This is a genomic window from Nonlabens ulvanivorans (assembly GCF_000732625.1).
GTDB lineage: Bacteria > Bacteroidota > Bacteroidia > Flavobacteriales > Flavobacteriaceae > Nonlabens > Nonlabens ulvanivorans.
Genome location: NZ_JPJI01000026.1, coordinates 346,405 through 363,727 on the forward strand (window position 1 = coordinate 346,405; position 17,323 = coordinate 363,727).

At 34.7% G+C, this 17,323-nt stretch carries 25 protein-coding genes; 12 read left to right on the top strand and 13 right to left on the bottom strand.

Annotated elements, in window-relative coordinates; genetic code table 11:
* Positions 1–56 precede the first annotated feature (56 nt).
* The 10 genes from IL45_RS15120 to IL45_RS05385 form a co-directional block, all read right to left on the bottom strand.
* On the bottom strand, positions 57–206 hold the full coding sequence (locus IL45_RS15120; RefSeq protein ID WP_160165390.1) for a hypothetical protein: 150 nt from the start codon (positions 204–206) through the stop codon (positions 57–59).
* 164 nt (positions 207–370) lie between these two features.
* Positions 371–1,648: a DEAD/DEAH box helicase gene (locus IL45_RS05345; RefSeq protein WP_036581218.1), complete on the bottom strand. Its 1,278-nt coding sequence runs from the start codon at positions 1,646–1,648 to the stop codon at positions 371–373.
* 57 nt (positions 1,649–1,705) lie between these two features.
* Positions 1,706–2,131 (bottom strand): hypothetical protein, encoded by a 426-nt coding sequence (locus tag IL45_RS05350; protein WP_036581222.1) that lies wholly within the window; start codon positions 2,129–2,131, stop codon positions 1,706–1,708.
* A 66-nt stretch (positions 2,132–2,197) separates the two neighbouring features.
* Positions 2,198–2,857 (bottom strand): hypothetical protein, encoded by a 660-nt coding sequence (locus tag IL45_RS05355; protein WP_036581224.1) that lies wholly within the window; start codon positions 2,855–2,857, stop codon positions 2,198–2,200.
* Between the two features lie 109 nt (positions 2,858–2,966).
* Positions 2,967–3,524, bottom strand: coding sequence for a CPBP family intramembrane glutamic endopeptidase (locus IL45_RS05360; RefSeq protein ID WP_042246337.1), 558 nt, complete (start codon positions 3,522–3,524; stop codon positions 2,967–2,969).
* A gap of 230 nt (positions 3,525–3,754) precedes the next feature.
* Entirely contained in the window at positions 3,755–4,123 is a 369-nt protein-coding gene (locus tag IL45_RS05365) for a hypothetical protein (protein ID WP_036581227.1), read from the bottom strand.
* Positions 4,124–4,211: 88 nt separating this feature from the next.
* Positions 4,212–5,000: a TPM domain-containing protein gene (locus IL45_RS05370; protein ID WP_036581230.1), complete on the bottom strand. Its 789-nt coding sequence runs from the start codon at positions 4,998–5,000 to the stop codon at positions 4,212–4,214.
* A complete protein-coding gene (locus IL45_RS05375; protein WP_036581233.1) occupies positions 5,000–5,440 on the bottom strand; it encodes a TPM domain-containing protein in 441 nt (146 codons plus the stop codon). The genes IL45_RS05370 and IL45_RS05375 overlap by 1 nt, the downstream gene beginning before the upstream one ends.
* 4 nt (positions 5,441–5,444) lie before the next feature.
* On the bottom strand, positions 5,445–6,068 hold the full coding sequence (locus IL45_RS05380; protein ID WP_006797160.1) for a LemA family protein: 624 nt from the start codon (positions 6,066–6,068) through the stop codon (positions 5,445–5,447).
* A gap of 271 nt (positions 6,069–6,339) precedes the next feature.
* Positions 6,340–6,678: a single-stranded DNA-binding protein gene (locus tag IL45_RS05385; protein WP_006797161.1), complete on the bottom strand. Its 339-nt coding sequence runs from the start codon at positions 6,676–6,678 to the stop codon at positions 6,340–6,342.
* Positions 6,679–7,058: 380 nt separating this feature from the next.
* On the opposite strand from IL45_RS05385, the gene IL45_RS05390 reads away from it, so the two are divergent.
* Entirely contained in the window at positions 7,059–7,466 is a 408-nt protein-coding gene (locus IL45_RS05390) for a hypothetical protein (RefSeq protein ID WP_146128662.1), read from the top strand.
* A 10-nt stretch (positions 7,467–7,476) separates the two neighbouring features.
* Positions 7,477–7,941: a hypothetical protein gene (locus IL45_RS05395; RefSeq protein WP_051788660.1), complete on the top strand. Its 465-nt coding sequence runs from the start codon at positions 7,477–7,479 to the stop codon at positions 7,939–7,941.
* A gap of 127 nt (positions 7,942–8,068) precedes the next feature.
* On the opposite strand, the gene IL45_RS05400 is transcribed toward IL45_RS05395, so the two are convergent.
* Complete coding sequence (locus IL45_RS05400; RefSeq protein WP_036581240.1) at positions 8,069–8,665, bottom strand: NAD(P)H-dependent oxidoreductase; 597 nt, start codon at positions 8,663–8,665, stop codon at positions 8,069–8,071.
* Between the two features lie 94 nt (positions 8,666–8,759).
* Between IL45_RS05400 and IL45_RS05405 the strand changes: the two genes are divergently transcribed.
* The 10 genes from IL45_RS05405 to IL45_RS05450 all read left to right on the top strand — a co-directional run bounded on the left by IL45_RS05405 (position 8,760) and on the right by IL45_RS05450 (position 15,874).
* Entirely contained in the window at positions 8,760–9,671 is a 912-nt protein-coding gene (locus tag IL45_RS05405) for a LysR family transcriptional regulator (RefSeq protein ID WP_036581242.1), read from the top strand.
* Between the two features lie 116 nt (positions 9,672–9,787).
* The gene (locus IL45_RS05410) at positions 9,788–11,239 is read left to right on the top strand and encodes an FAD-dependent oxidoreductase (protein WP_036581245.1); all 1,452 of its coding nucleotides are present in this window, start codon (positions 9,788–9,790) and stop codon (positions 11,237–11,239) included.
* 125 nt (positions 11,240–11,364) lie between these two features.
* Positions 11,365–11,931, top strand: a complete 567-nt coding sequence (locus IL45_RS05415) for a TetR/AcrR family transcriptional regulator (protein ID WP_036581247.1) — start codon at positions 11,365–11,367, stop codon at positions 11,929–11,931.
* A gap of 66 nt (positions 11,932–11,997) precedes the next feature.
* Positions 11,998–12,546 (top strand): carboxymuconolactone decarboxylase family protein, encoded by a 549-nt coding sequence (locus IL45_RS05420; RefSeq protein ID WP_036581248.1) that lies wholly within the window; start codon positions 11,998–12,000, stop codon positions 12,544–12,546.
* A gap of 91 nt (positions 12,547–12,637) precedes the next feature.
* The gene (locus IL45_RS05425) at positions 12,638–12,955 is read left to right on the top strand and encodes an EthD family reductase (protein ID WP_036581251.1); all 318 of its coding nucleotides are present in this window, start codon (positions 12,638–12,640) and stop codon (positions 12,953–12,955) included.
* A complete protein-coding gene (locus IL45_RS05430; RefSeq protein WP_036581254.1) occupies positions 12,955–13,599 on the top strand; it encodes a DsbA family oxidoreductase in 645 nt (214 codons plus the stop codon). Before IL45_RS05425 ends, IL45_RS05430 begins: the two co-directional genes overlap by 1 nt.
* Before the next feature lie 29 nt (positions 13,600–13,628).
* The gene (locus IL45_RS05435) at positions 13,629–14,291 is read left to right on the top strand and encodes a peroxiredoxin-like family protein (protein WP_036581257.1); all 663 of its coding nucleotides are present in this window, start codon (positions 13,629–13,631) and stop codon (positions 14,289–14,291) included.
* Between the two features lie 15 nt (positions 14,292–14,306).
* Positions 14,307–14,996, top strand: a complete 690-nt coding sequence (locus IL45_RS05440) for a haloacid dehalogenase type II (protein ID WP_036581259.1) — start codon at positions 14,307–14,309, stop codon at positions 14,994–14,996.
* A 136-nt stretch (positions 14,997–15,132) separates the two neighbouring features.
* Positions 15,133–15,495, top strand: coding sequence for a DUF1304 domain-containing protein (locus tag IL45_RS05445; protein WP_036581261.1), 363 nt, complete (start codon positions 15,133–15,135; stop codon positions 15,493–15,495).
* A 10-nt stretch (positions 15,496–15,505) separates the two neighbouring features.
* On the top strand, positions 15,506–15,874 hold the full coding sequence (locus IL45_RS05450) for a DUF4870 domain-containing protein (RefSeq protein WP_036581264.1): 369 nt from the start codon (positions 15,506–15,508) through the stop codon (positions 15,872–15,874).
* Positions 15,875–15,924: 50 nt separating this feature from the next.
* Here the strand turns inward: IL45_RS05450 and IL45_RS05455 are convergent, their stop codons facing one another.
* Both IL45_RS05455 and IL45_RS05460 read right to left on the bottom strand, forming a co-directional pair.
* The gene (locus IL45_RS05455; protein ID WP_036581266.1) at positions 15,925–16,251 is read right to left on the bottom strand and encodes a MerR family transcriptional regulator; all 327 of its coding nucleotides are present in this window, start codon (positions 16,249–16,251) and stop codon (positions 15,925–15,927) included.
* On the bottom strand, positions 16,251–17,231 hold the full coding sequence (locus IL45_RS05460; protein ID WP_036581268.1) for a M23 family metallopeptidase: 981 nt from the start codon (positions 17,229–17,231) through the stop codon (positions 16,251–16,253). The genes IL45_RS05455 and IL45_RS05460 overlap by 1 nt, the downstream gene beginning before the upstream one ends.
* Positions 17,232–17,323 lie beyond the last annotated feature (92 nt).

Consider the following 17,323-nt stretch of genomic DNA (forward strand, 5'->3'; position numbering starts at 1 on the left):
ATCAATAAATGATAAGGCATATCCATCAACACTTGCCATACCGTAAAGGCTTAATGTTAAATACCCAAGTGATCTTGATCACAGTAGTAATCGTGTAGGCTTAGGTTTTCACAATGTTTCTCTGCAATAAGAGGTGATTGATTTTTGTAAGCGCCTTTTCTAAATATTTCAATAAGATTGAATAATGATTTTACGGGATTTTTCATGATGTATCGTTTTATGATTAATGATGATACAAAGATGAAAAGACTTTAAGGTTTTGAGAAGATGTGTTGTTCCCTATCAATGATTGATTATTCCCTTAAATAGTGAAAGCCACGATTCAATGGTTTAAATCGTGGCTTTTATATATGGAATTAGAAAATCGTTATTAATATCTTCTTCTCGGCTTATTACCACCAGTATTTTTTGATCCGCCAGATTTAGGCTTCCCATTACCTGATCCCGTTTTACGTTGTGGTCTACGACCACGTTGACCTTGCTTTTTCAAACTAGGCTCTGCAGCGTCTTCCATTTTAAAAGGGTACTCATGATCCTCTATTACAGGAATTTGTTGCTGTATCAATTTCTCAATATCTTTTAGAAATGGTCGCTCTTCAAGCATACAGAAAGAGACTGCTAGACCACTAGCACCTGCTCTACCGGTACGACCTATACGGTGTACATATGATTCTGCAACGTTAGGCAAGTCATAATTCACTACATAGCTCAACTCATCAATATCGATACCACGTGCCGCAATATCTGTAGCTACTAATGTTTGAATTTTCCCGTCTTTAAAATCACCTAGAGCTCTTTGTCGAGCTGCTTGAGATTTATTACCGTGAATGGCTGCACTACCGATTCCTGCTTTTTCTAGATCTTTTACTATCTTATTAGCACCATGTTTTGTACGTGAGAACACGAGTGTAGAATCTAACAACTTAGTTTCTAAAAGCTCGATTAATAATGCTGTCTTGTGCTTTTTATTAACATGATAGATTTGTTGCTCTACTTTCTCTGCAGTTGTTTTTTCAGGTGCGATAGTCACACGCTCAAAATCACCTAAGATTTGTCTAGATAACTCTACAATAGTTTTAGGCATGGTAGCACTAAAGAAAAGCGACTGTCTCTCATGAGGCAATAATTTCAGTAGTTTTTTAATATCATGGATAAAACCCATATCCAGCATTTGATCTGCTTCATCTAGGACAAAGTATTCAATATGCTTTAAGGTAATAAAACCTTGATTAATTAAATCTAGTAATCTACCAGGTGTTGCGACTAGAACATCGATACCACTTTTAAGTCTATTGACTTGTTGTGCTTGTTTAACACCACCGTAAATAACCGTATTTCTAATATCAGTATACTTTGCATAGGCCTTGAAATTCTCATCAATTTGTATAGCAAGTTCTCGTGTAGGTGTTACTACTAGTGCTTTAATAGGTCTGCGCCCTTTAGGCGGTGCACCGTTATATAAATGTTGTAAAATTGGAATTGAAAACGCGGCTGTTTTACCGGTACCTGTCTGTGCAACTCCTAATAAATCTTTCCCTTTTAATAAAACAGGAATGGATTGCGCTTGAATAGGTGTAGGATTTTCATATCCTTGGTCTTGCAGCGCACGCAAGATAGGCTCTACGAGCCCTAGTTCTTTAAATGTCATGAATTGTATTAAGCTACAAAGGTAAACTAATTAAGCTGGGCAAACGTGCCCAGCTTATTATTGTATTTGCAATGAGTAAAAACGCTCATCGGTATAAGAGCATAAAGAATCTCCATCTTCTAATGGACCGTCATCATCATCAAACACTAGATATTGTGGTTCTACTTCTAGAAAAACTTCTATACTGTATCTACCAGGTGACTGTGGTGTACCAAAAATATACAAGTCCTGTCCTACAAATTCATAATCCATTCCAGCGGGCAAACCAGTTACTGTAAAATAATACCAGTAATCGCGGTCTCTAGGTTCGTTTCTAATTTCGGCTCTAATAAAGTCTTCATAGTAAACGCCTTCTCTACCATCTACAAAGTCCGTATGTGGTAAGTGTGGACGTGTGTTAACAATACAGTCTGTGACAGGATCACAGCTCATCATTACCGTAGTCGTAAATATCAATAAAATAAGTCTCGTAAAATTTTTCATAATCCTGGCTTTAATTAGCTATATCAAAACCTTTGCCAGAATGATTTTACTCATCTCAAGATTTACTTACTCACCAGCGCTTTGCTCTAACTCTTTAAGCAACTCATCATAATCGATTTGTAAACCACTATCATCACTCTCTACGTCATATTCTAACTGCTGGATCGTTTCAACCGATTGATAAAAAGCTGGAAAATAACGATCTCTTCTATCTGTTAAAGTCCAGCAAGTAATATAAAATATATCGTGATCACTTTCAATAGTTGTGATTATGTAGGATACATTAAGACCATCAATAGAAGCGTTTGCCTCTACGATCATAGCAGGCATATCATTAATAACCGTTGTAGTTTTTTCTTTTACTATATCATAAGTAAAAGCCTCAGTCATGGACTCTAATTGCATGTCCATATAATTCTCTGCATAAGAAAGACTATCATTTCCCATACCTAAGATTTCACTAGCAAAATCAAAATCAGTCTTCGACTCTGCCATGACGATCATGTAGGTCTCACGGAACATGTTTTGCATTTGCATCTCTGCATCTTCATTTAAGTCTGCTGTTTCTGTTAAGTAATCCGGCACTTTAATGCTGAATTTTTTACTTTCAAAAAGCTTAAAGTCTTTTTCTACATCTAGTTTTTCAGGTGCATTAGATCCACCTAGACAGCTAGATAAAGTTGTTAATAATACAAAAATGAAGGATGCTTTTAATAGAATTTTCATGAAATGAGGTAAAAGGTTGGTTAAAGGTTTCGCTTATGCGAAAAAGAAATTACAACACAAATGTACTATTATTTGAGCCCTTTTATACAACCGCACACTACTACTCTATTTACATCTCAAAATACTTCACAAACAAAATAGATGGTATCATCAATACGCCATTATACAAAGCATGAAACAGCATAGAATAAAGTAAGCCTACTTTTACACGTATCAATCCTAGAAATAAACCAGTCACGATTTGTGGTCCAGTGATGATAGGCAATAGTAGTATGGTCGTTAAACTAACTCCATAGTTTGAGATATGTACAGCACCAAAGGCTAAGGCAAACAAATAAAATATCCATCTAAAATCACTGCGATCTACCGTACGGAAAAGTGTTATAGGTGCTCTAAAAATTAATTCTTCTAGCAATGGCGCTAGCACAACAGCAGCCATCAAAATAAAATAGACAGACTCGTTCTTTACCATGTCCATGACCGCATGATTATCGGTATCAATAAGACCTAGAGCTTCAATACCATAAATAAGAATGGAAAAAGCGATGTTACCAACCATGATCATCCAGAACGATGTCCAGAATAATTTTACCTTTTGAGTATTGAAAACGTTATCACCTTTAAGGCAATCGGGATTTTTAAAGTAATCGAGAATATCTTGAACCATCTAACTTATTTTAAAAGTTAGTATGGGATAAAGCAGATTTGTTACAGTTGCGTTATTGGAGAATAACAAATCTGAAATTAAAATATCACTATCATAACTTATCGCGTTGAAATAAGAATAGATACTTGTTTTTAACACATTAGCAAGGAAGTAAATTACAATTAGTAAGTCAGCGAGAAAACTCTTAGTAACTGAAAAGATCAATTATTTTATAAAGTCTTAGTTATTTTCTATTGATAGTAATCATGAATATCAACAACTGTGTCATTACCTTTTTTATAAAAGCTATATTCTCTAATTATCCCAATCCCATTTTCATCCACATCTACTCTTTTTTTAATTAATCCGGAACTCAAATCTTGGTTAGTTGTAAACTCTATTGAGTAAATTCCGCTCGCATTGAAATAATCGAAAAAAGTGTTAATCGGTTTTACTGTCAAATCAAAAGTTTCAGGTATTTCAGTAAGTCCTAATTTTTTTCTCTCACTATTATATTCTATTCCGTATTTACTCTGATTCACATTAGTATATCCAGTTATAAATCCATAAACTAAGTATGCTATTATGATAATTGAAGTAATAAGTATAATTTTTTTCATCTTCAGAATCTAATTGTCAATTGGTACCAAACTTCTATTAACGGTTTCTATGCTTGCAATAGAGTCTTTATAAATTGTAGTCCATCCACTACCAGCCACCGCTAGCACCACCACCACCAAAGCCGCCGCCGCCAAAGCCACCACCGAAGCCGCCGCCAGACGATCCACCACCAAAACCACCACCGCCAAAGCCGCCGCCCATACTGCCACGACCCATATTGCTCAGGATGATAATATCAAGTAAAGATGGATTACCACCACCACGACCACCATTATTGCCGTTGATTTTACTAGCGCTTAAAATGATGAAAAAGAGAAAAATCCCAAAAATGATCAAAGAACTCCATGGAAAATCTTCTTTAGTAAAATCTCGTGATTCTGTAAATTCTCCAATTAATACTTTAAAAATAGCATCTACACCATCGTTAAGACCAGCGTAATAATCGCCTGTCTTAAAACGTGGTATCATAACGCCATTAATAATGCGCTCAGACAATAAGTCTGTCATGCGGTATTCTATACCATAACCAGTTGATATATCGACTTTACGATCTTCTACAGCCAGTAAAATAACGATTCCATTATCTTCTTTTTCCTGACCTACACCCCATTTTTGTCCCCATTTTGTGGACACCATAGAGATATCATCGCCTTTAGTAGATGTAACGATAAAGACCACAATTTGTGTAGATGTAGAGTCTGCATAGCGCAGTAATTTATTTTCTAGCGATACACGTTGTGACTGGTCCAACAAACTGGCATAATCATACAGTGATGTCTGTAAATTATCTACCGGTTTTGGCGGAATTATAAATTGCCCATATACCTGTAAAGTAACCAGCAACAACAATCCTATAACAAAATGGAGCTTCTTCATTAACTGGTCGTTATCTCATCTGGTAGTTCATTGACATCATCTACATCCCATGGGAAATAGCACGCTAACTGTTCACCGGTAAGGTGTATGGCATCTATAAGGCCTTTGTGAAATACGCTTTCGCGAAAGCGTGATACCAACAACTCTTTAATACTTACCCAAAAATCGTCTCCTACATGCTGGTGTATCCCATGATCACCGATAATGGCAAATTTGCGATCTGTAACGGCGATATAAAATAGGATACCGTTTTCATCCTTTGTATTATCCATTTTAAGTAGATGAAAAATCTCTTGCGCACGTACATAAGCGTCACCAGCGCAGTGAGATTCGAGATGTACTCTTATCTCACCACTTGTGGTACGTTCTGCCTTTCTAATGGCGGCAATGATTTGCTGCTCTTGTGCGGCAGTGAGAAAATTTTCTACTTTAGAACCCATGGTATTAGTCAAATAAGTCTTCTACAACAGGTGCGGTTTCTGATCCAGCCTCTGCCTGGAAATATGGCGAACCAGTAAAGCCAAACCATGATGCATAGAATCTACCTGGTATCATACCTATGTGTGCGTTATATGCTTTAACGTCACCATTGTAACGGTTACGCTCTGTATTGATACGATTTTCTGTACGTTCTAGTTCGTTGATGAGTTCTAGGAAATTCTCGTTGGCTTTAAGGTCTGGATAGTTCTCATAGGTAGCAAGTAAACGTCCTAGCCCAGAACTTACCGCACCTTGTGCCTGAGAGAATTCTTGAATTTGCTCACTGGTTAAGTTTGATGCATCGACGTTAATAGAAGTTGCTTTGGCACGAGCCTCTATCACTTGCGTCAGTGTTTCTTGTTCAAACTCTGCATATTTTTTGGCCGTTGCGACTATATTAGGTATAAGATCTGCACGACGTTGATAACTACTTTCTACGTTTGCCCATTGCGCTTGTACATTTTCTTTAAGTCCTATCGCGTTGTTATACCAGCTGTATGCGTTAATCGCGATAATAATGGCGATAACCACTACACCTATTAATCCTAATCCTGCGCAGCCTAAGCCCGCAAATTTTGCTTTACTCATAATCTTTTATTTAATGTAATTTATTGGTATCTAATTAAGGTCTAAAGTTACAAAAAAGAATGGTGGACTATTAAAAGGAATCGGGATGTTGCATGCTATCCGACTAAGGTGAGTTTTGTATCTGTTAAACGCTTTTTTGCGATCTTAATGCTGTAGATTTATTATTTTAAAGAATACTATATTCCTGTTGAAACAGCAGATATCTTTCCTATGGATTCATAAAAAAAGACCTGATTGCTCAGGTCTTTTTAAATATAAAATGGATAGTGGTTTAAGCTTTATTTCCCATAAGAAGTAGCTCGCTGCATACAATCTCTGTAACGTATCTTTTGATACCATCTTTATCTTCATAAGATCTAGAGGTCAGTTTTCCCTCAACACCTATTTGGTTCCCTTTTTGAACGTACTGCTCTACAATGTCTGCGGTTTTTCCCCAGGCGATAATGTTGTGCCATTGGGTATCGTTTACTAGCTCGCCTTGCTTATTTTTATAACGATCTGTTGTTGCGATAGAGAATTTTGCCAGTTTATTACCAGAGTCTAAAACTTTGATTTCTGGAGTCTGACCTAGGTTACCGATTAACTGTACTTTGTTTCTTAATGTGCTCATAATTAAATTGTTTTTGTATGGATTAAATTAGTTTATATATCGTGACATCATTGTTTGTTTGTTGATGACGGTGCAAATATGTGACGAGTTAAAAGTTGTATAAGTATTTTAAACGTTTGTTTACGTTTATTTACGTTTGTAATGGTTTAAATCGCTTTTAAGTCATTAAAACACTATGTAATAGCATTTTAATAATTAAGATGAGATTTTAATAAAAACTAATTGATAAAGTTGTAAAATTGATTTTAGAACATGTTGTATATCATTTAATTAAGATGAGAAACTGGAATAACAATAAATGGATTTTTAAAAGTGACGGAGCATTAAGAGATATTTATGTCCAAAACACAATAGTTTCTGATTGAGAAAAAGTGATAGACTTGCTAAATTCTAAATACCAAATCACATTCGGAGTTTATCAAGATGATCTAAAAAACAAGATTGACTTTGATTTCGTCAGAACGATGTTTAAAGATGAAACTGGCGAATTCGAAACTAAAACTGCTACGATTGATCTAAATGTGATTGTTATTAAATGTTACTTTTTTATTGAAAACCAAATCGAATTTGATATAACCCCAACAGATATCAAAAGCGTACAAGAACTAAACAATCTTATTAATTTTATGAAATCGATTAGTCTAAGATTGGGTAAACAGGTAACTCTTTGTGGTCAAAACCAACCTGAATTTCCATTAATAAAAATTGATCATAAAAATGGAATTGAGAAAATATTGACTAAAAAAGATGCTGAAAACTTATGGAATGAATTTATTAAATCAAACTAAAAGGAGTTAAATGGGAATATTTGACAAAATTTTTGGAAGCAAAAAAGAGAAGTCTTCTGAAAACTCAACAAATCAAGACATGAGATTAGAGTATAATGTCATGAAAAATATCTCAATAGGTAAAAGTCTTAAATATGAGAATTCTGAACAATTCAAACCAATTGAAAATGGTATTTATCAAGATTTAAAAGATAATGATGATACAAAATACCGAATGACTATTTGTTATGAATTAGAACCTGATAATGAAACCAACAACCAATATCCGCTAGAAGATATATTAGATAAGTATTATCTATATGTTGCTGACTTTTTAGAAACTGAAAACCATACAGGACCTAATAAATTTAAGCTTGAACTGGCCGGAGAATTAACAGACATTAAAAATGGTCAAAAAATAATAGGTAAGAAAGTATATAATCAAGAATTTGAAGATGATGATGGACAGATAAGAGTACATCTAAAAATTGAGTAAAACTATATATAAATTCAATCTTACAATTTGAAAACAGACTTATGCTAAATTGAAAGGTTATTAATTTGTCAATGTACGATATGTCATAAACTATACGGTAAGCATATCACTCAAGCACATCTAGTCCCTATAATTTATCTTTTAAGTGATTTAAAAATTCACTGTAATGATCTAATTCTAAAGGGACATCGGCATTTTTTTCCATATCGTGAAAGTGATGTGTTGCTAATAATTGCATTCCTGTAAAAGCATTCATTTTGTGAAACCCAAACATGACTCCATTGTCAACACTTCTTTGATCAAAAAATTCATTTTCTAATGTAAAAGCCGTTTTAGGAGCATTCCAACTAGTGGTCAGCACATATTTTTTTCCATGCATTAAACCACCAGTTCCGTAATTGATGTTTGGATTTTTTCTACTTCTTCCATCGCTGGTATAAATACCATTTTGGTGACCTTCTGTAAAAACTTCATCTATGTATTTTTTGAAACCAAAGGGAATTTGAAACCACCATATAGGTGTATGATAAATGACTAGGTCTGCCCATTTAAACTTTTCGACCTCATCTTTGGCATTATATGAATCACCTACTTGGGTACATTTAATTTCAAAACCATCTAAAGATTCAAAAAACGAAATAGTGGTATTAAAAAGGGTTTCATTAAATCGTCCTCCAGAATGTGCAAATGGATGACTTCCATTAATTATAAATATGTTTTTCATAGATCTCTTATTTTATTTTGGGACAAAATTAAGTCGACACTATTTATTATAAAAATAATACAAATCATACCTTTGTATAAATATTATAATAGTTATGGTAAATTTGGAGTGGTATAGAACTTTTAAAGAAATATATGAAAATGGAACCTTGACCAAAGCTTCTGTTGCCTTATATGCATCACAACCAGGAGTTAGTGTACACTTAAATGCTTTAGAAGCGTATGTAGGTAAGAAGTTATTTGAAAGAACATCAAGAAAAATGATTCCAACAGAAGACGGGAAATTTTTATATGAATATATTATTGAGTCTTTAAATAAACTAGAGATAGCAGAGCAACATTTTAAAAAAACGACTCAAGAAAAAAATCCTTCTTTAAATATTGGGATGTGTTCAGAAATGTTTCAGCTTATTATTGAACCTGAAATTCCAAACCTAAACTTTGATCTAGTCGCTAGGTTTGGAGCACATACAGATTTAATAAAAGATCTTAATAATGGAATATTAGATTTGGTTATCACACCTAATAAACAGAATGAAAAAAGATCTTTGGTGGAATACCTTCCTTTTTCAAAAGAAAGAATTGTCTTGATCGCAGGAAATAAAACAAATACTGATGACATTCAAAGTCTTATCAATGCTAATCAATTTGATGAATTAGAAGAAGAACTACTCAAAAATGTATGGTATAGCTCATCAAACGAAATGGAACATTTCAGACGTTTTTGGTTTGAGAATTTCAATAAAAAGCCTGCCTTCAAACCCAACTATATTTTACCCAATATCACTTCCATTATTCGATGTTTAAACAATGGAAAAGGATTAGCTTTAGTTCCAGATTTCTTATGTCAAGAAGAAATTCGAAGAAACGAAATTGAATTGGTTTGGAATGGAAAAGTTAAAACAGAAAACACCTTATATTTTGCATCTAGAACAGATTTGAAGTACAAAAAAGAACTTGATACCATACAGAATATTTTTAAATCAAAAATGAAGTCTATGTCCTAAACTAAAGACCTGAGAAGAAATAATTTATCAAAACGAAACTAGAGTACAACACTTACCAACGATACTTCAAGCTTTTTTATCTTTACCATTCCATAATTTTTAGATTTCTAATACCATTGAGTAACGAGCAGCAACATCATTCTTGCTGGACCAGCTGTCCAGATTGTCAAGGTCGAGGCAAGAAAAGTGGCCGCTTGCGCAAAAAAGATAAGTTGGCTTATCAAAAAGCTTTAGAGCAATTTGAAAACAGTGATCAGAAAGGCATTGCGCCTACTCGACCTAAAGCGCATTTACACATTTGTAAAATATGCCATGGAAAAGGTATTATTCCTTCTACAAATTTCCCAACACCTGACGCAGAGGACTATCCGCACGTGGCTATTATCGGCGGCGGAATCGGTGGCGTGGCACTTGCAGTAGCTTGTTTACATCGTGGTATACCGTTTACTTTATATGAACGCGACAGTAGTTTTGATGCAAGATCACAAGGTTATGGATTAACCTTACAACAGGCCAGCAAAGCTATTGAAGGCTTAGGAATCGAAACACTTAAAGATGGACTGATATCCACAAAACATGTAGTACATACACCTGAAGGTAATGTTGTAGGTGAATGGGGAATTAGAAAATGGTTGCCATCAGAAAACAAACCATATCCAAAACGAACCAATATTCATATTGCGAGACAATCCCTTAGATTAGAATTAATCAACCAATTAGGTGGACCTCAACATATTCAATGGAATCATCAATTAATCGATGTCCAAACTGCCCTAGAAAACGGTGGAGCATTGACTTTTAATGTCAACGGAGAAAAGAAAACCGTTCAAGCAGATTTAATTGTAGGTGCAGATGGTATACGCAGTACGGTGCGCAAACAACTTATAGGAGAAGAACGCACACCTTTAAGATACTTAGACTGTATTGTGATTTTAGGTATTTGCCCTTTGGACCAACTTAAGAATGTGGAAAGTTCTTTATTAGATTCGGCAACGGTTTTTCAAACTGCTAATGGAAATGAGAGAATCTATATGATGCCATATGATGCTCATTCTGTAATGTGGCAACTCAGTTTCCCGATTTCAGAACAAGAAGCTAAAGATTTAAGTTTAAAAGGTGCTCAAGCCCTAAAGACTGAAGCCCAATTAAGAACTCCATGGCATGATCCTATTCCGCAAATTCTCGAAGCTACTAAAGAATCAGATATTACCGGTTATCCTGTTTATGATCGTGAATTGTTAAATCCAGACTTATTAAGTCATAGTAAAGTGGTGACCTTAATAGGTGATGCGGCGCATCCTATGAGTCCATTTAAAGGACAAGGCGCAAATCAAGCTTTACTGGATGCTTTATCCTTAGCTCGCTGTATCACTATGGGTTGCAGACCACAATCCAACTGGCGAGAAGTAGGATTAAAGAAAAGTGTCTTAAAAGACTTTGAAACTGAAATGCTTCAACGTACCGCTACTAAAGTGAAAGATTCGGCTGCCGCAGCACAATTTCTACATTCTGATGTTGTACTTCATGAAGGAGATGAACCTAGAGGTCGTTGTCTAAAACGTAGATAATTGTACCAGCCCAAATCCATTAATATTAATGTTTTACTTAAACTGAAATAAGGTTATTGATAATTATTAGTTAAAAGCTTTTTTAATACTAAACGGTTGGTTAGTTTTGTATTGTATTAGAAATAATGGCTAGAAAAAAGGAATATATCGAGAGTGAAGTCATTGAAAAAGCGATGACTCTTTTTTGGCGTAATGGCTATGAAAATACCTCTATGCAAATGCTAGAGAAAGAAATGGGCATTAATAAATTCTCTATTTATTCAAGTTTTGGCAGCAAACATGGCGTTTTTGTAGAAAGCCTAAAAAGCTACAAAAATAAGGTCAAAGATGTATTTGATAAACTGAAAAATGCTTCAAATGGTGTTGAGGATATCAAACAATTCTTCTATGATTCTGTTCAGTTAGGTCGCGGTGATGAAAAGTCAGCAAAGGGTTGTTTAATCACAAACACCTATAATGAATTTTCACAAAGTCCTGATGAATTAATTAAAGAACAGATGAATACTTTTATGAATGACCTTAAAGAAGTATTTATAGAAAAATTGAGAATGGATTCATCTAAGGATGAAGAAACCATTCAAAAACAAGCTAATTTTTTATTGTTAGCAAAGCATGGTCTAGCCGCTGCTTCTAGAGTAAACAGCACCAAAGAAATTGAAGATTACATCGAGATGACATTCGATAGATTGTAATATATTTTTTACCCTATAACTAAACGATTGTTTAGCTAAAATTAACATAAATTAAAAATTGAAATTATGACCACTTTAAAAGTTCACAACATTGAGAGCGCACCAGAAGAAAGCAAAGCTTTACTAGAGAATTCTCAAAAAGCATATGGAATGATACCAGGTTTACACGGTGTACTAGCAGCTTCTCCACAATTATTAACGGCATACCAGCAATTACATGAACTGTTTGTAAACTCATCATTTAATGAAGATGAATTAACTGTTGTATGGCAAACTATTAATGTAGAGCATGCCTGTCATTACTGTGTACCAGCACACACTGGTATTGCAAAAATGATGAAAGTAGACGATGGCATCACAGATGCTTTACGTAATGAGACTCCATTAGAAGACTCAAAATTAGAAGCCCTACGCAACATGACTTTATCTGTAGTACGCAATCGTGGTAATGTATCTCAAGAAGACTTAGACGCTTTTTATACTGCAGGTTATGGAGAAAGACAAGTATTGGACATCATTCTAGGAATGTCACAAAAAGTAATCAGTAATTACACAAATCACATCGCTCATACTCCAGTAGATGCTGCATTTGAAAAATTTGCTTGGAAAAAATAAATTGTTGATTCCCTAAATCTCAATTTATAACAATAAGCCTTCCGTTTAAGTGCGGAAGGTTTATTAACTTACTAAAATAAATATCATTATTATGATTAAAGTATCTGTAATGTATCCTAACGGCAAAGACGTTCAGTTTGATACAGATTATTACAAAAACAGTCATTTACCGATGATTTCTAAATCATTAGGTAAAGATTTAAAAGGACTAGAATTTGAAGTAGGAATTGCAGGAAGACAGCCTGGTGAACTAGCTCCTTATGTTGCAATCGCGCATTTACTGTTTGACGATGTCGCTAGTTTTAAATCTTCTTTTGCTCCGCATGCTGCAACATTTGCCGCAGATGTAAAAAACTATAGCAATGTCGATGGTGAATTACAAATTAGCGAACTTATAACTCTATCCTAATGGCTGATAAACTAAAAATAGATATTGTATCTGATGTTGTTTGCCCTTGGTGTACGATAGGCTTTAAGAGATTAGAAAAGGCTATTAATGAACTAGGTATTCAAGATCAAGTCGAAATAGAGTGGCAACCATTTGAATTGAATCCTAATATGCCCGTTGAAGGTCAAAACCTTAATGACCATATCACTGAAAAGTATGGTTCCACTATAGAACAGCAGCAAGCATCTAAACAACATATGATAGAGGCTGGAGCACAACTAGGTTTCACCTTTGATTACTTTGATGAGATGCGCATGGTCAACACCTTTGATGCCCATATCTTACTTGAGTATGCAAAAGATTTTGGAAAGCAAACCGAGTTAAAAATGCAGATTACCAAAGCCTTTTTTAGTGATCGTAAAGATGTTTCTCAACGCGATGTTTTAAAAGAAGCATTGATTTCAGTAGGTCTTAATGCTACAGAAGCTTTAGCACTAATCGATCAACCTGAAGCACAACAAGAAGTTAGAAAAAAGGAACAATTCTGGCAAAACTTAGGAGTAAGTTCAGTTCCTACAATAGTATTTAATAGAAAAAGCGCTGTTTCTGGTGCTCAACCTGTAGATATTTTTAAACAAGTACTATCTGAAATCATTGCAGAATAATATCCAATCTCAACTATAAAAAAAGAAAAATGGAAACCAAAAATGGAGCATTAGACCGTATACTAGAGCCACAGCGCAAGGCAGGAATTGCAAAATTTACAGCCGAAAAGAATAAAATCTATAATGATGGTATTGAAAGTGTTGCTAATTCAGGTGTTTTAGAAAATGCATTAAACATAGGTGATAAAGCCCCAAATTTTGAACTTAAAAATGCTTTAAATCAGTCCATTTCTCTGTATAATGAGCTAGAAAAAGGTCCTATTGTTTTAACCTGGTATAGAGGTGGATGGTGTCCATATTGTAATATTACATTGCACTATTTACAAGAAATATTACCTGAGTTTGAAAAGTTTAATGCCCAATTAATTGCTCTAACACCAGAACTACCTGACAATTCATTGAACACAGCTGAGAAGAATAATTTGAAATTCAACGTTTTAAGCGATATAGGAAATACCGTAGGTAAAGCATATGGTGTAGTTTATCAATTAACTGATGATGTTGCTGCGATATATGAAGCTGGGTTTAAATTAAGTGAGAAAAATGGTGATCATAGTAATGAATTACCACTTGCTGCAACTTATGTCATCGATCAAAAAGGAATTATTCAATATGCTTTTTTAGATGCAGATTATAAAGAAAGAGCAGAAGGAACAGATATACTATCTACATTAAAACATTTGAAAGCATAGATAAATCATTTGAACATGGAACCTAAAATCAAGCCTAAAGTATTATTCTTTGACGTTAACGAGACTTTGTTGGACCTTACACAAATGAAAAAACAGGTTGCAGAGGCCTTAGGAGGTAATGATCATTTATTACCGCTGTGGTTTACAACCATGTTACAATATTCATTAGTAATGTCTGCGAGTGGTCGATATGAACCTTTCGGTCATATAGGTGCGGCAGCTTTACAAATGGTCGCTGCAAACCACGATATTAAGATGACCGAAGAAGATGCTAGAAATCTTGTCATTAATGGATTGCGCAACTTACCACCACATCCCGAAGTTAAAGAAGCCTTATCAAAATTAAAAGAAGCTGGATACACATTAGTTTCTCTTACTAACTCATCTGATGAAGGTGTACAACATCAATTTGAAAACGCTGGATTGAATAGCTATTTTGATCGCAGACTAAGTATTGAACCCGTAAAAAAGTTTAAGCCTTTTACCGATTCTTATGATTGGGCTGCAAATCAACTTCACGTACAGCCAAAAGACTGTATGTTAATTGCTGCTCATGGTTGGGATGTTGCTGGTGCTTTATGGGCTGGATGGCGTGCCGCATTTGTAAGTAGACCAGGACAACAACTTTTTCCACTAGCTCCACAAACGGAAATCAATGCTCCAGATTTACTGAAAGTGGCAGATTTATTAGTAGCATACCATTAAACTTTTTTATTTCAGTGATTTACGATGTTGACAGTTCTTATTATTTGAAAGAAGGCAGATAAATGTAAAAGTTAAAACATGTATTAATTCTTATATTTAGCCTTGTTATACCTTACTCATTTTTCAAAATCCTTATATGCAGATTCTCATTTCCATTTTAATAGGTTTTATTGCTTTAATTCACGTCTATATTTTATGGTTTGAAATGTTTGCTTGGGAAACTAAAGGAAGAAAAGTATTTAAAAGCTTCCCCAAAGAATTATTTGCTCCTACTAAATCCATGGCTGCAAATCAAGGCTTATACAATGGTTTTCTAGCCGCAGGATTAATATGGAGTTTATTGATCACTGATGATATATGGCAATCATATGTTGCCCTATTTTTTCTAGCATGTGTCGCCATCGCTGGTATTTATGGTGCTTTAACAGTGGAACGTAAAATACTTTTTGTTCAAACCATTCCTGCTGCGATTACTATCTTATTAATATTGATATTTTAAAAAGAGATCAATGAATCAGAATTACCCAGAATTCAGGCCTTGGGGAATGGAACTCAACCAATTTTGTATGCTGATGCATCTTTCACAATTTGCAGGATATATCGTTCCCTTAATAGGCATTGTATTACCTATCGTGATGTGGTTAACTAATAAAGATCAATCCTATGTAGTTGATCAACATGGTAAACAGATTGTTAACTGGATGATTAGTTCTTTTATATATGGTATTCTAGGTTTGATTTTAACTTGTGCCATTATAGGCGTACCATTATTGATAGGATTAGCAATATTAACCATCGTTTTCCCTATCATAGGAGCTGTTAAAGCTGCTGAAGGTAATTTTTACAAATATCCAATCAACATAAAGTTTATTGCTTAATTACTGGTTAAGGTAAAACGGTATTCCCTAAAAAACCTCAATATCGGATCTTATAATTGATCCTTTATTTTTAACAGTTCTGCCTTGACATGCTCTAGTTTCTTGATGATCTCTAGATTAGATAATTCGTTTTTATGAGACTTCATATATTCTCTTGCACCTTCTAGAGTAAATCCACGTTCTTTTACCAGATGATAGATGGTCTGTAAATTCTTTACGTCTTCTTTAGTAAACTTGCGATTACCTCTCGAGTTCTTTTTGGGCTGTAGAATATCAAACTCCTTTTCCCAGAATCTAATTAATGATGCATTTACCTGAAAAGCTTTAGTAAGCTCTCCCATAGAATAATACAACTTATCGGGCAGGTCTATATACATTAGTCTAACGAGATATTTTCTTGTTGAGAAGCTTTCAATAGTAAGTTAAACTCTTCTGGAGTTAAATTACCATAATAGAAGTTAATAGGGTTGATACGCTCCTTATCCTTAAACACTTCATAATGTAAATGCGGTGCTTGAGAACGGCCTGTACTACCTACATAGCCTATGATATCACCACGCTTTACACGTTGACCTACTCTTACATTATAGGGTTTATTCTCTCTTAAGTGAGCATATAGCGACACATAGCCAAAACCATGGTCAATACGTATGTGATTACCATATCCAGCACTGTTTGCATCTGCTCTATCCACTACTCCATCACCAGTCGCAAACACAGGTGTACCACGCGGTGCTGTAAAGTCCATACCATAATGGAATTTACGGGTCTTATTAAATGGATCTGTACGATAACCATAACCACTCGCCATGCGCGTTAAATCTTCATTACGCACTGGTTGTATTGCAGGAATAGAAACTAAAAGTTCTTCCTTACTCTTTGCTAATTCTTCAATCTCATCCAGTGATTTAGACTGTATAGCAACACGCTTTTTCAATTTATCAATAGACTCTTTAAGACCTACAACCTTTTTAGAACTATCATAACCTTCAAAATCCTTATAGCGATTCACACCACCAAAACCCGACTGTCGCTGCTCATCAGATATAGGTGCCGCATCAAAATAGATACGATATATTGAATTATCTCGCTCTTCTACATTTTTAATCACCTTTGCAAGATCATTGACATCTTCTTGCGACTCTTTAAGGCTTAATTTAAGAAACTCGTTCTCACGTTTCAACTTACGTGCTTGCGGTGATTCATAAAACTGTGATGCCAGATTAAAAAACAAAAAACCAAACAATGCACTGGCCACTGTAAACAGAGCTATTTTTCTAAAAGTATTGCGTTTGCGCTTCTCTACTTTGCGGTAAGAAAGCGTTTCTGCATCATAGTAATACTTGACCTTTGACATATGGTATAAAGTGCTATTTTTGTCTCGTTAAATGGATTGTTTTAATAACGCATAAAAGTGGTAATTGTTACGCTTTCGCGAAAGCGAGTTCT

What these genes read in the sequence shown, in the direction of transcription:
- IL45_RS05400 (WP_036581240.1), bottom strand. Translation starts at nt 8,665, where the DNA reads ATGAAAAACATATTTATAATTAATGGAAGTCATCCATTTGCACATTCT.
- IL45_RS05375 (WP_036581233.1), bottom strand. Translation starts at nt 5,440, where the DNA reads ATGGGTTCTAAAGTAGAAAATTTTCTCACTGCCGCACAAGAGCAGCAA.
- IL45_RS05440 (WP_036581259.1), top strand. Translation starts at nt 14,307, where the DNA reads ATGGAACCTAAAATCAAGCCTAAAGTATTATTCTTTGACGTTAACGAG.
- IL45_RS05435 (WP_036581257.1), top strand. Translation starts at nt 13,629, where the DNA reads ATGGAAACCAAAAATGGAGCATTAGACCGTATACTAGAGCCACAGCGC.
- IL45_RS05455 (WP_036581266.1), bottom strand. Translation starts at nt 16,251, where the DNA reads ATGTATATAGACCTGCCCGATAAGTTGTATTATTCTATGGGAGAGCTT.
- IL45_RS05365 (WP_036581227.1), bottom strand. Translation starts at nt 4,123, where the DNA reads ATGAAAAAAATTATACTTATTACTTCAATTATCATAATAGCATACTTA.
- IL45_RS05380 (WP_006797160.1), bottom strand. Translation starts at nt 6,068, where the DNA reads ATGAGTAAAGCAAAATTTGCGGGCTTAGGCTGCGCAGGATTAGGATTA.
- IL45_RS05460 (WP_036581268.1), bottom strand. Translation starts at nt 17,231, where the DNA reads ATGTCAAAGGTCAAGTATTACTATGATGCAGAAACGCTTTCTTACCGC.
- IL45_RS05405 (WP_036581242.1), top strand. Translation starts at nt 8,760, where the DNA reads ATGGTAAATTTGGAGTGGTATAGAACTTTTAAAGAAATATATGAAAAT.
- IL45_RS05370 (WP_036581230.1), bottom strand. Translation starts at nt 5,000, where the DNA reads ATGAAGAAGCTCCATTTTGTTATAGGATTGTTGTTGCTGGTTACTTTA.
- IL45_RS05425 (WP_036581251.1), top strand. Translation starts at nt 12,638, where the DNA reads ATGATTAAAGTATCTGTAATGTATCCTAACGGCAAAGACGTTCAGTTT.
- IL45_RS05350 (WP_036581222.1), bottom strand. Translation starts at nt 2,131, where the DNA reads ATGAAAAATTTTACGAGACTTATTTTATTGATATTTACGACTACGGTA.
- IL45_RS05450 (WP_036581264.1), top strand. Translation starts at nt 15,506, where the DNA reads ATGAATCAGAATTACCCAGAATTCAGGCCTTGGGGAATGGAACTCAAC.
- IL45_RS05345 (WP_036581218.1), bottom strand. Translation starts at nt 1,648, where the DNA reads ATGACATTTAAAGAACTAGGGCTCGTAGAGCCTATCTTGCGTGCGCTG.
- IL45_RS15120 (WP_160165390.1), bottom strand. Translation starts at nt 206, where the DNA reads ATGAAAAATCCCGTAAAATCATTATTCAATCTTATTGAAATATTTAGA.
- IL45_RS05360 (WP_042246337.1), bottom strand. Translation starts at nt 3,524, where the DNA reads ATGGTTCAAGATATTCTCGATTACTTTAAAAATCCCGATTGCCTTAAA.
- IL45_RS05430 (WP_036581254.1), top strand. Translation starts at nt 12,955, where the DNA reads ATGGCTGATAAACTAAAAATAGATATTGTATCTGATGTTGTTTGCCCT.
- IL45_RS05445 (WP_036581261.1), top strand. Translation starts at nt 15,133, where the DNA reads ATGCAGATTCTCATTTCCATTTTAATAGGTTTTATTGCTTTAATTCAC.
- IL45_RS05395 (WP_051788660.1), top strand. Translation starts at nt 7,477, where the DNA reads ATGGGAATATTTGACAAAATTTTTGGAAGCAAAAAAGAGAAGTCTTCT.
- IL45_RS05420 (WP_036581248.1), top strand. Translation starts at nt 11,998, where the DNA reads ATGACCACTTTAAAAGTTCACAACATTGAGAGCGCACCAGAAGAAAGC.
- IL45_RS05385 (WP_006797161.1), bottom strand. Translation starts at nt 6,678, where the DNA reads ATGAGCACATTAAGAAACAAAGTACAGTTAATCGGTAACCTAGGTCAG.
- IL45_RS05355 (WP_036581224.1), bottom strand. Translation starts at nt 2,857, where the DNA reads ATGAAAATTCTATTAAAAGCATCCTTCATTTTTGTATTATTAACAACT.
- IL45_RS05415 (WP_036581247.1), top strand. Translation starts at nt 11,365, where the DNA reads ATGGCTAGAAAAAAGGAATATATCGAGAGTGAAGTCATTGAAAAAGCG.